This window comes from Lachnospiraceae bacterium JLR.KK002 (assembly GCA_036941025.1).
Classification (GTDB): Bacteria; Bacillota; Clostridia; order Lachnospirales; family Lachnospiraceae; genus Petralouisia.
Map to the genome: position 1 here is coordinate 2209996 of JAYMNP010000001.1, position 12586 is coordinate 2222581.

General features: G+C 47.1%; 10 protein-coding genes. 1 reads left to right on the forward strand and 9 read right to left on the reverse strand.

Annotated features, from left to right (window positions below; all coding sequences use genetic code 11):
- Window positions 1-10: 10 nt before the first annotated feature.
- From VSQ32_10665 to VSQ32_10705, 9 genes are all read right to left on the reverse strand, one after another.
- Window positions 11-889 (reverse strand): phosphoribosylaminoimidazolesuccinocarboxamide synthase, encoded by an 879-nt coding sequence (locus tag VSQ32_10665; GenBank protein ID MEH2943309.1) that lies wholly within the window; start codon window positions 887-889, stop codon window positions 11-13.
- A 15-nt stretch (window positions 890-904) separates the two neighbouring features.
- Window positions 905-2446, reverse strand: coding sequence for a 2,3-bisphosphoglycerate-independent phosphoglycerate mutase (gene gpmI / locus VSQ32_10670; GenBank protein ID MEH2943310.1), 1542 nt, complete (start codon window positions 2444-2446; stop codon window positions 905-907).
- Window positions 2447-2575: 129 nt separating this feature from the next.
- Window positions 2576-3991 (reverse strand): CapA family protein, encoded by a 1416-nt coding sequence (locus tag VSQ32_10675; protein ID MEH2943311.1) that lies wholly within the window; start codon window positions 3989-3991, stop codon window positions 2576-2578.
- A gap of 346 nt (window positions 3992-4337) precedes the next feature.
- Window positions 4338-5384, reverse strand: a complete 1047-nt coding sequence (locus VSQ32_10680) for an electron transfer flavoprotein subunit alpha/FixB family protein (protein MEH2943312.1) — start codon at window positions 5382-5384, stop codon at window positions 4338-4340.
- Between the two features lie 34 nt (window positions 5385-5418).
- Entirely contained in the window at window positions 5419-6204 is a 786-nt protein-coding gene (locus VSQ32_10685) for an electron transfer flavoprotein subunit beta/FixA family protein (GenBank protein MEH2943313.1), read from the reverse strand.
- A 43-nt stretch (window positions 6205-6247) separates the two neighbouring features.
- On the reverse strand, window positions 6248-7402 hold the full coding sequence (locus tag VSQ32_10690) for an acyl-CoA dehydrogenase (protein ID MEH2943314.1): 1155 nt from the start codon (window positions 7400-7402) through the stop codon (window positions 6248-6250).
- 135 nt (window positions 7403-7537) lie between these two features.
- Window positions 7538-8377, reverse strand: a complete 840-nt coding sequence (locus tag VSQ32_10695; GenBank protein ID MEH2943315.1) for a 3-hydroxyacyl-CoA dehydrogenase NAD-binding domain-containing protein — start codon at window positions 8375-8377, stop codon at window positions 7538-7540.
- Window positions 8378-8452: 75 nt separating this feature from the next.
- Window positions 8453-9634, reverse strand: coding sequence for an acetyl-CoA C-acetyltransferase (locus VSQ32_10700; protein ID MEH2943316.1), 1182 nt, complete (start codon window positions 9632-9634; stop codon window positions 8453-8455).
- A 402-nt stretch (window positions 9635-10036) separates the two neighbouring features.
- Window positions 10037-11206: a cell wall hydrolase gene (locus tag VSQ32_10705; protein ID MEH2943317.1), complete on the reverse strand. Its 1170-nt coding sequence runs from the start codon at window positions 11204-11206 to the stop codon at window positions 10037-10039.
- Window positions 11207-11397: 191 nt separating this feature from the next.
- Here VSQ32_10705 and VSQ32_10710 point away from each other — a divergent pair, with 191 nt between their 5' ends.
- Window positions 11398-12579, forward strand: a complete 1182-nt coding sequence (locus tag VSQ32_10710) for an HD domain-containing phosphohydrolase (GenBank protein MEH2943318.1) — start codon at window positions 11398-11400, stop codon at window positions 12577-12579.
- Window positions 12580-12586: the final 7 nt, after the last annotated feature.

The following is a 12586-nucleotide window of genomic DNA, read 5'->3' on the forward strand; positions in this document are numbered from 1 at the left end:
CCAGTCAGTTTTATGCGAATTTCTCTCCGGTTAAAAGTTCATATGCCTCTTTATATTTGTCCACTGTTTTTGTGACAACTTCCTCCGGCAGCAGGTAATCACTGTCCGGATTCTGCTTTAACCAGTCCCTCACAAACTGTTTATCAAAAGAGGGCTGGGATTTTCCAGGCTCATAGCCTTCCAGAGGCCAGAATCTGGAGCTGTCCGGGGTCAGCATTTCATCTCCCAGAACCACGCATCCATTTTCATCCAGTCCGAATTCAAATTTGGTATCGGCAATAATGATTCCTTTGCTCCGGGCATATTCCGCACACTTTTCATATAACCGAATGGTATATTCCTGAATCTGTTTCGCATAATCCGCGCCTCTGCCCGGATGGAGCTTCTCCAGAATCTCCACACTTTCCTCAAAGGTAATATGTTCGTCATGAAGTCCGAGCTCCGCCTTGGTGGTGGGAGTATAGACGGGCTCCGGCAGTTTATCGGATTCTTTCAGCCCTTCGGGAAGCCTGATTCCGCATACGGTACCATTTTTCTGATAGCTCTCCCAGCCGCTTCCTGTAATATAGCCCCGCACAATACACTCCACGGGAAGCATATCCAGTTTCTTACATTTCATGCTGTTTCCGTCAAAATTCTCACTGCGGAAAAATTCCGGCATATCTGACGTTTCTGTGGAAATCATATGATTCGGCACAATATCTCTGGTAAAATCAAACCAGAACTTCGACATCTTTGTTAAAATCGCACCTTTTTGTGTAATTCTGTTTTTTAAAATAACATCAAAGGCGGAAATCCTGTCTGTGGCCACGATAATCAGGTTATCCCCGTTGTCATAGACCTCACGTACTTTTCCTTCTTTTATCGGTTTAAATTCCTGAATGCTCATTGATTCCTCCATGTCTTATCGTTTTACCAGCAGTGATTTTCCGGTCATCTCTTCCGGCTGCTCCATTCCCATAATTTCGATTAAAGTAGGCGCAATATCTGCCAGGCAGCCGCCCTCCCGCAGGGTATATGCATCATCATAGTTAATCAGAATAAAGGGAACCGGATTGATGGTATGGGCCGTAAAGCTCTCCCCTGTATTGTAATCAATCAGCTGCTCCGCATTTCCATGGTCTGCGCACAGGAACATAACGCCGTCCACTTCTTTCAATGCTGCCACTGCTTTTCCCACGCAGGTATCCACTGCTTCCACAGCCTTGATGGCTGCCGCTTCCACACCGGTATGGCCCACCATGTCAGGATTGGCAAAGTTAATGATAATCACATCATATTTGTCGGATTTGATGGCGTCCACCAGCTTGTCGCATACCTCGTATGCGCTCATTTCCGGTTTCAGGTCGTAAGTTGCAACTTTGGGGGAATTTACCAGAATACGGTCTTCTCCCTGATTGGGCTCTTCCACGCCTCCGTTGAAAAAGAAAGTAACATGGGCATATTTCTCTGTCTCGGCAATTCTGGCCTGGGTCTTGCCGTTGGCTGCCAGAAATTCTCCGAATGTATTGGTCAGCTCCACTTTGTGGAATGCAATTGTTTTATTGGGGATGGTCACATCATACTCGGTAAAGCAGATGTAGGTCACATCTTTTCTTGGCCCTCTGTCAAATCCGTCAAATTCATCCATACAGAAGGTTCTGGTTATCTCTCTCGCCCGATCAGGACGGAAATTGAAGAAAATAATGGTATCTTTGTCCTGGATGGTTGCCACCGGCTTCCCGTCCTTTTCCACTACGGTGGGAACCACAAATTCATCCGTTACAGCTTCCGCATAGGAAGCTGCCACCGCCTCCACTGCATTGGACGTGCGGTTTCCTTCTCCCAGGACAAGGGCTTTGTATGCCTTCTCCACTCTGTCCCAGCGGTTGTCACGGTCCATGGCGTAATAACGCCCGGATACCGTAGCGATTTCTCCCACGCCGATTTCCTTCATTTTTGCTTCCAGTTCTTCCATAAATCCTTTTCCGGAAGTGGGAGCCGTATCACGTCCGTCCAGGAAGCAGTGTACGTACACTTTCTCAATCCCTTCCCGTCTTGCCAGTTCCAGCAGTCCGTATAAATGGGTATTGTGGCTGTGTACGCCTCCATCGGATAACAGTCCGTAGAGGTGCAGGGCGGAATTGTTCTCTTTTGCATTCTTCATGCCCTTCAGCAGCGCTTCATTCTTAAAGAAATCTCCGTCTTCAATTTCTTTGGTAATTCTGGTCAGCTCCTGATAAACAATTCTTCCGGCTCCCATATTCAGATGGCCTACCTCGGAGTTCCCCATCTGTCCGTCGGGAAGTCCTACGGAAAGTCCGCTGGCATAACCTCTGACAAAAGGACAGTCCTTCATCAGTCCGTCGATATTGGGTGTATTTGCCTCATACACCGCATTTGCTTCCTGCTTTTCATTTAAACCAAAACCATCCAGAATCATCAATACTGTGGGTTTCCTGCTCATAAGATGTTCATCTTCCTTTCTCTGTTCTGATTTGATAATTTTACAATATGATATGGTAACCTGTTCCCATCCGGGCGGTATAATATCCGTGCACATTATAACACACTCTGACCGGAAAATACAATCAGTTTATGGGATAACATATCCTTCCCCGTCCACCTGGACCCCCGGCGCGGAAATCCGCTGCATAAAATCCAGAATTCGCTGTTTTTCCTGCGGTTCTTCCGTCAGGGATGTGATACAGCCCCGCTGCACACAGGGCAAAAAACGAACCTCTGTCTGATTGCTGTCCGTATGGAGGATTACCTGGAAAATTCCCGTATCCAGCGTCCTGTTATTAAACCAGAAGTTTCCCAGACTGTATATTATGGGTTTGTCATTATAAAAATCAAATCCCTGCAGGCAGTGGGTATGGCCGCCCACCACAACATCTGCCCCGGCTTCAATAAAGGCTGCTCCCAGTTCTGTCTGATCTGTCCCGTAATAGCTGGTGTTTTCCGTTCCCCAGTGAACGAAAGCAATGACACAGTCGCTCTGCTTCTCTGCTTTTTCAATCACCTGCAGAAATTTATCGGGATTTTGGGTTTTCAGTACGCCTCCGCTGGTTTCCGTGGCTTCCCTGGTGTAACTGGCGGAACGCTCAATCTGAGTGGCGGATACAATGGCGATTTTTCTTCCATTTACAATAAAGTAGACAGGCTCCATGGCTTCCTCCAGATTTCTTCCGGCTCCCACACAGGGAATTCCTGCCTGTTCCAGAGTATCCAGCGTGTCCAGCAGGGCTTCCTCGCCAAAATCAAATACATGGTTATTCGCCAGAGACACAATATCTGTTTCCAGTTCCTGCAAAACAGAGACCCGTTCCGGACTGGCCCGGAAGGTATAGCTTTTCCCCGGCAGAGGATTTCCTCTGGTGCTGTAGGCAAATTCATTATTTATCATAAGTATATCCGCCTGTCTCATTTCTGTCAGCAGCGCCGGCGAAAAACAGTCCTGAATGCCTCCTGCTCTCCCGTCCAGATACCTGGTGGTGGACCAGCCTTCCGCCAGATTGACGTCTCCTGTAAAATCCATCACAGCCCGGTCCGGCTCCCCGCACTCCTTTTCATACAGTTTTATCTCCCCATACTCCGGGTAAAGTCCCGTATCTCTGCAGTATTCGCTCCAGAGAGTATGAATGGATTTCCCGGTAATCTGATACCAGCTTTCCGCATCCTGCTCCGGGTTTCCGGCTGCCTCCTTCAGAGCAGATAAATTTTCCTCCCCATACTGTCCGCGAAACCATTGAAAAAAAGACGTATCTGCAGGATACCCGCCCAGAAATGCTTCCCCGCCCCAGTTCAGGATTTTTTCTATGAACCGCTCCGAATCTGAAATTATTTCTTTTCCTTCCGGTATTCTCTCAGAGATTCCTTCACCGCATATGCCCGTTTCTTTCAAAACAGAATTCCCGGATACGGAATAAAGGTTCCGGCCCCTCTCCCACTGGCTCCAGCCTGTCAGCAACAGGACAAACAGCCAGAAAATCATCAGTGTATTTTTCATTATCTTCACCGCAGTTTATGGAACAAAGCGGTCAGGTCCGCTTCAACTCCCTGAATCCCTCATTCTTGAGGGACCTGGAGGGTTTGCTGCGCGCGAGCGGATTGCCTGGCAATATATTTCCTCTCCGCGAGCTGCGCATCCCGCCCGGTGGGCTTTCTCTTATAGGAAATCTATATACTTTAGCACTTCTCAGTAACACGGTATTTCCTATAAGAGAACAAAAAAGTGGACAGCCACTTTCATACATTAGCGTAGCAAGGTCTTTCCTGTAGAATCAGAAACAGGTGTGACCCCGGTTATGAACTTATCATCACCGGAAATCACACCTGTCATAGTTTCAGATGTACTATTTTGCCATTTCAGCTTTCAGTGCTTCTGTCAGAGCCGGAACAACTTTATGTAAATCTCCAACTACGCCATAGTCAGCTACGTCAAAGATTGGAGCGTCTTCATCTTTGTTGATTGCGATGATGATGTCTGCTTCTTCCATACCAGCCACGTGCTGGATTGCTCCGGAAATACCGATTGCAAAGTATACGTTCGGGCGAACGGTCTTACCGGTCTGTCCTACCTGCAAATCTACCGGCTTCCATCCGTTTTCCACTACTGCACGGGAGCAGCTTACGGTTCCGCCGATTACATCTGCCAGATCCTGCAGCATTTTGAAGTTCTCTGCACTTCCTACTCCACGTCCGCCGGACACCAGAATCTTTGCTTCCATGATATCTTCTGTTTCTTTTACAGCCTTTACCACGTTCAGGATTTCAACGTATTTATCATTAGGAGCAAATCCGGGATTGTACTCTACCACGTTTGCTTTTGCGCCCTTAATGGGGTCAATTTTCTGCATAACGCCAGGACGTACGGTTGCCATCTGAGGACGGTTATCCGGACATGCAATGGTTGCAATGGTATTGCCGCCGAATGCAGGACGGGTCATCAGTAACTGATTGTGTTTCTGCTCATCTTCTTTACCCGGAACAGGATTCAGCGGGAAATCGCCGATTTCCAGTACGGTACAGTCTGCGGTCAGACCTGTTTTTACCCTTGCAGATACGCGGGGGCCAAGGTCACGGCCGATTGCGGTAGCGCCTACCAGCATAATTTCCGGTTTGTATTCGTTGATAACAGATGCAAGTGCATGGGTATAAGGCTCTGTTCTGTATTCTTTCAGTTCCGGATCGTCCACAACGATTACCTTATCAGCGCCATACTCTGCAAGCTGGTCTGCCAGACCTTTCACGTCTGAACCAATCAGTACTGCTGTTACATCTGTATTTAAATCTTTTGCCAGGTCTTTTGCCTTGCCAAGCAGCTCAAAAGCAATTCCGCTTAATACATTATCTACCTGCTGTGCAAAGACATATACTCCTTTATATGCTTCTAAACCCATTATTTTCACCACTTTCCTTATTTTTACGGATATATTAGATTACGTGTTTCTCTTTCAGTTTACCTGTAATATAGGCAACTGCATCTTCCGGTGTATCGGGAACAACTTTTTCTCCGGCACCTTTCTTTACTTTATCAGATGCTTTTGCAATCTTGGTAGGTGATCCTTTCAAACCAAGGTCAGAATCGTCCACATCTTTCAGATCTGCCCGGCCCCATACGGTTACTTCTTTGTCATATGCGTCAAAAATTCCGCCCGGCGTCATATAACGCGGCTCGTTCAATTCAGAAAGAGCGGTTACCAGACACGGCATTTTTGCTTTTAATTCATGATATCTATCTTCATACTGACGCTGAACTACTACATAGTCTCCGTCAATTTTGATTTCCTGTGCATAGGAAATTACAGGGATATCCAGATGTTCGGAAATCTGCGGCCCAACCTGAGCGGTATCTCCGTCGATAGCCTGACGTCCTGTGATAATCAGGTCATATTCCAGATTCCGGATTGCTCCTGCAATTGTGGTAGAGGTAGCCCATGTATCTGCTCCTCCCAATACTCTGTCTGTTACAAGGATACCTTTATCGGCACCCATTGCCATTGCTTCACGAAGAACTTCGTCTGCTTTGGGAAGTCCCATGGTAAGTACGGTAACTTCCGCACCATACTGCTCTTTTAATCTGAGTGCTGCTTCCAGTCCGGCTTTGTCGTCGGGATTCATGATGGTAAGCATTGCACCTCTGTCCAGAGTACCATCTGGATTGAATTTCACTCCGCCTTTGGTATCTGGTACCTGTTTTATACATACAACGATTTTCACGGTAATTCACTCCTTATGTTTTATTTTTCTTTGCTTATCGCGGCTATTTCAACAGTGCGCCGGAAATAACCATACGCTGAACTTCGGAAGTTCCTTCATAGATTTCTGTAATCTTGGCGTCACGCATCATACGCTCTACATCGTACTCTCTGATGTATCCGTATCCGCCGAAAAGCTGTACGCATCTGGTAGTTACGTCCATGGCAACCTCTGCTGCAAATAATTTTGCCTTTGCTGCTTCCACAGAGTAAACTTTCTGAGTAGCTTTTGCCATAGCTGCCTTGTAAACCAGCATCTGAGCCGCTTCAATCTTAGCTGCCATGTCTGCTAACTGGAACTGGGTATTCTGCTGCATTGCGATGGAACGTCCAAACTGTTTTCTCTCTTTTGTATAAGCGATGGTTGCATCCAGTGCGCCTTCTGCAATACCGAGAGCCTGAGCTGCGATACCGATACGTCCGCCGTCCAGTGTATGCATTGCGATGGGGAATCCCTTTCCTTCCGGTCCTAACAGATTCTCTTTCGGAATTCTGCAGTCTTCAAAAATCAGTTCATATGTAGCGGAGCCGCGGATACCCATTTTCTTCTCTTTTGTTCCGAAGGAGAAGCCCGGTGTTCCTTTTTCTACGATAAAGGTGGAGAAATTCTTTTTCTTTCTTCCTCTCTTATCTTCCACAACGCTTGTGATTGCGATTACGATATAAATATCAGCTTCTTTACCGTTGGTAATAAAGCATTTGGAGCCGTTCAGTACCCATTCGTCTCCGTCTAACACTGCTTTTGTCTGGCAGCCCTGTGCGTCCGTACCTGCGCCCGGCTCTGTCAGAGCAAATGCGCCCAGTTTCTCTCCTCTTGCAAGAGGTGCAAGATATTTCTGTTTCTGTTCTTCATTACCATATGTCATAATGGGGTCGCAGCAGAGAGAGGTGTGTGCGGATACAATTACACCGGTAGTACCGCAAACTTTGGACAATTCCTCCACGCACATAATGTAGGTAAGGGGATCGCAGCCCTGTCCGCCGTACTCTTTCGGAATCGGGATACCCATGAATCCGATTTTCTGCATTTTCTCTACGGTTCCTCTTGGGAATTTTTCTGTCTCGTCAACTTCCTGAGCAAGAGGCTTTACTTCGTTTTCAGCAAACTCTCTGAACAGAGTTCTCGCCATTTCATGTTTCTTATCTAAAGAAAAATCCATGATACTTTTCCTCCAAACTTTCTTTTATTTTATGGAATGGGGCTGCCGCATTAAGATAACCCAATACGGCAGCTCCTCACATTCATACAGCGCAGGCCAGAAGCCTGCCGCCGGCCATGCTTTCGTTATTATGTATTATTTGCTGTAGTCATAGAAACCGATTCCGGTCTTCTGTCCCAGCTTACCTGCACGTACCATTTTCTTTAACAATGGATGCGGACGGTATTTCGGATCTCCTGTCTCATCATATAATACATTCATAATTGCAAGGCAGATATCCAGTCCAACCAGATCTCCCAGAGCCAGAGGTCCCATCGGATGGTTTGCACCCAGTTTCATAGCGGTGTCGATACCTTCTACGGAAGCTACGCCGTCTGCATAGATTCCAACTGCTTCGTTGATCATCGGGATTAAGATTCTGTTTACAACAAATCCTGCTGCTTCGTTTACTTCTACCGGAGTCTTGCCGATTTCTTCAGAAATCTTAACGATTTTATCTTTCATTTCATCCGGTGTGTTCTCGCCTTTGATAACCTCAACCAGTTTCATAACCGGAGCCGGATTGAAGAAATGCATACCGATTACCGGTCTGTCAAGTCCTGCGCCAATTTCTGTGATGGAAAGGGAAGATGTGTTGGTTGCGAACATGCAGTCTTTCTTCACAATGTCCTGCAGTTCTTTGAATGTCTGTTTCTTAACATCCATTACTTCCAGCGCTGCCTCTACGATTAAATCACAGTCGCCGCAGATTTCCTTTGTACCTGTGGAAATCTTTGCAAGGATTGCGTCTGCTGCTGCCTGGTCCATCTTGCCTTTTGCAACTCTCTTCTCGAATCCTTTTGCAATTTTCTTCTTGCCATTTGCTGCAAATTCGTCATTAATATCGCAAAGGCATACTTCATATCCTTCTGTCTGTGCAAATGCCTGTGCAATTCCGGAACCCATGGTTCCTGCTCCAATAACGCCAACTTTCATGATAATCCTCCTTAAATTATTCTGTGAGATACCGAAGCGTGACCGCTTCGGTATCTCAATTAATAACCAGCTAAATTAATCTCTTTCCACGATGGTAGAGCATCCCATTCCACCGCCGATACACAGAGTTGCAAGACCTTTCTTAGCGTCTCTCTTCTGCATTTCATGAAGCAGGGTAACAAGGATACGGCATCCGCTGGCTCCTACCGGATGTCCCAGTGCGATAGCGCCGCCATTTACATTAACCTTGCTCATATCAAAGTTCAGGTCATGTGCTACTGCCAGAGACTGAGCTGCAAATGCTTCGTTAGCCTCTACCAGATCCATATCGTCAATGGTCAGACCTGTCTTCTCGAATACTTTCTTTGTGGAAGCAACCGGTCCCACACCCATGATGGACGGGTCTACGCCGCCAAGTGCGCCTGCTACGAAAGTAGCCATCGGTGTAACGCCCAGTTCTTTTGCTTTTTCTTCACTCATAACAATCACTGCTGCCGCACCGTCGTTGATTCCGGAAGCATTTGCTGCGGTAACAATTCCGTCCGGTTTGAATGCGGGACGCAGTTTGGAAATGCTTTCTTTGGTTGTGCCGGGACGTGGTCCTTCGTCTGTATCTACAATCACTGTTTTCTTCTTCTGTTTTACTTCTACCGGAACGATTTCATCTTTGAATTTGCCGTCGTTCATTGCTTTTTCACATTTCTGCTGTGAAGTTGCTGCAAACTCGTCTAACTGTTCTCTGGTCAGTCCCCATTTCTCTGCTACGTTTTCAGCAGTAATTCCCATATGGTACTGATTGAATGCATCCCACAATGCGTCGTTTACCATGGTATCTACCAGAGTTGCATTGTTCATTCTGTATCCGTAACGTCCCTGCATAGCAGCATAAGGAGCCATAGACATGTTTTCCATACCGCCTGCCACAACGATATCAGCATCGCCTGCCTGAATCATCTGAGCAGCCATATTTACGCAGTTCAGACCGGAGCCGCAGACTACGTTCACGGTAACTGCCGGTGTCTCAATAGGCAGACCGGCATTGATGGACGCCTGACGTGCCACGTTCTGTCCCAGACCAGCCTGGATTACGCAGCCCATGTATACATGGTCAACTTTGTCAGCCGGAACACCAGCTCTGTTCAATGCTTCTTTGATAACGATAGATCCCAATACCGGTGCAGGAGTTGTGCTTAAAGCTCCACCCATAGTTCCGATTGCGGTACGACATGCGCCTGCCAAAACAACTTTCTTTGCCATTTTCTTCGTCTCCTTTTAAAATATTATGTAATCGCGAAAACATTTTTGACAAAATCACCAAAATGTCTGTTATTTTTTTAACAATCTTTTGCCAAAAAAAAGGAAAACAGGTTCGCTGGCATTCATTTCTCTGCCATGCCTGCAAAATAATTCTGAAAATTCCTGTTTTTCCCATGTTTTCTTCCCTCGATAAAAATATCCTAGCACATTTCACTGTAAATTGCAAGGATTATCTTCCCCGCTCCGGCCCTTCCCATTCTCCCTTTTTTTCCTGTTCTTTTTGTACATCTTTGTTATATTTTTATCATTCTTCCCGGTGTTTTTTCAATAAAAAAGGGTCAGTTTTTGTGCATTTTCCACAAAAACCGACCTTTTTCGGTTTTACAGCATTCGGGCTGTGTATTAATAAAAAACATGATTTCCTATCACAGTGCCCGGAATGGTGCCGTTATTCCTCCGGAAATAGAGACAGTTTATGGTAATATTTCCACCCAGAACCTCTGCCGCCGCCTGGACGCAGCTCTGGCTGGCCCCTTTTGCCAGCACCGTTGCAAACCTGCCGCTTGCCACAGGAGAAAACTGTCCTCCCTGATAGATTACCCCTGCTACCGTATTGGGAAAATGGGAACTGCGCACCCGGTTCATTACCACGCTCCCCACGGCCAGTTTTCCCTCATAGCTTTCGCCTCCCGCTTCACACTGAATCAGAGCTGCCAGCAGCGAGGTATCGGAAGCATTGCCCTGATAGCTTCCGCCTCCTCCGCTGCCTCCGGTTTCTTCCTGCCGTTTCATCTCTTCTTCCTGCCGTTTGATTTCCGCCATCCTCTTTGCATCTTCTGCGGCTTTCTGCTTCTCCAGCTCCGCCTCATAGGCCTTCTGCCGCTCAATCTCCGCTTCGTAGGCCTCCACGTCTGCCTGGGCGTCTGCAATCTGTTTTCTGGCAGCGTTCAGTTTATCGGATGTGCTGTCCACCAGAGCTGTCAGCTCCTGCTGTTTGCCTTCCTGCTGTTCCTGCAAATCTGCCAGCAGTGCTTCCTGTTCTTCCAGATCCCGTTCTTTGCCGGCAATCTCTTCTTTGGTCGCCTGATATTCTTTCAGCATTTTACGGTCGTAACTGTGAATGCTTACAATATATTCACCTTTATTTAAAAAGTCTGCAAAACTTTCTGCGCTCAGCAGCACTTCCAGCATACCTTCCATGTTCATTTCATACAGGAAACGAATTCTCTTTTTCATGGCTTCATACTGGTCACGCTCTTTTTTCCTGGCCGCGTCCAGCGCCCTGCCTGTTTCTTCCAGGCTGATTCTGGTATTGTTTAACTGTTCTTCCGTGGCGTTCAGTTCTTCTGTCACAGCAGCCAGACTGTTATTAAAATTTTTCAGATCTCCTTCCAGGCTGCCCGCCTGTCCTGTCAGGCTGTCCACCTGCTCCTCTGCTTCTTTCTTCTGTTTTTCCAGGTCCTCTATTCCTTCCTGTACCTTGTCGATTTTCCCCTGGGTGGCAGAAACTGCTGTGCCGGACAGACAGCACAGGAATAAAATAAGGACTGCGCTTTTCCATATTTTTCTCATGTTTTCCTCCACATCTTCGTCTTCTGCAGTTGGAATTGTCATACCGATTTTAACACACAACCGGCAGCAGTGCAATTCCTGCCGGACATCAGGAAACATTTTTATTTTCTGACAGCCTTTGCCATTTCCTCCTTTTATCCGATATAAAAATAGTAGTATTTAACACCAGAATCAGATACGGAGGTGTTTTCGTGCAATATGTAAAAATCAGCCAGTTAAAGCCCGGTATGCGTCTTGCCCGGCCAATTTACAATAAAAGGGGAGTTATGCTGTTTGAACGTGATACAAGACTGACACGCCAGGGAATTGCCAGCATTGAGAATTTCGGTCTCTGGGGCGTATACATTCTGGAGCCGGCCGAGCCGGTACCCCCTCTCAGCGAAGAGGATATTGAACTGGAACGCTTTCTCACGGTCTCCACATTCCGCCTGAAAGACGACCTCACACTGCTTATGAATGATATGCCGCCTCAGAATATCACCCCTCTGGCCCAGACAATTCTGCGCAGCTTCGGCTCTCCCGACCACAAAATCAACTTTGCCAGGAATCTCCGCAGCAACGGAGACTATGTATACAAACACTGTCTGAATACGGCTATTTTAGCAACCATGATGGTAAACAGGCTTCATTATTCCTATGCGGAACAGCTTGCCATTGTGTGCGCCGCCCTGCTGCATGATACGGGGCTTCTGATGGTGCCCGACGAGATTCTGGAAAAGGGAGACCGGCTTCTGTCTCCGGACGAACGCCGGTTAATCCAGGGCTATCTGGAAAAGGGCTATCAGATGCTCCATCCGGATTACAACGATTATAAGCTGCCGGAACTTACCCTTCAGATTGTAGGGCAGATGGCCCGCCTGGAGCACAACGTCAAAGTACCTCTTCAGAAAAACATCCGCTGGAAAAACGGCACCCATGTGCTTCATGTGGCCAGCATGTTTGACGAAATGACTTCCATGCATCTGGACCGGGACCCGGTATCTGAAATCCGGGCCGTGCGTTTTCTGCGGGATTATCCGGACTATTATCCCGCCCAGTTCGTCACCGCCCTGACCCAGTGTATTCACATTCTTCCAAAGGGATGCTGCGTGGACTTTTCCAATGGCCAGAAGGGCATTGTGGTGGAGGAAAATCAGAAAAATTACGCCCAGCCTGTGGTTATCCTGTTTTCTGACAACCAGCGGGTTGACTTTACCGATTCCAGATTCCAGAAAACCATGCATATTGCAGATGTGATGAAAACCATGGATTTGCGCCTGAAGGTAGACCATGAAACTTTAAAGAAATATGCCAGCGACCCTCACACACTGGAAACAGCCAGACGGTATTCGGATAAACGGAATCAGATACTTGCTGCGGGAAGGTCGCTGTAATTTGCGG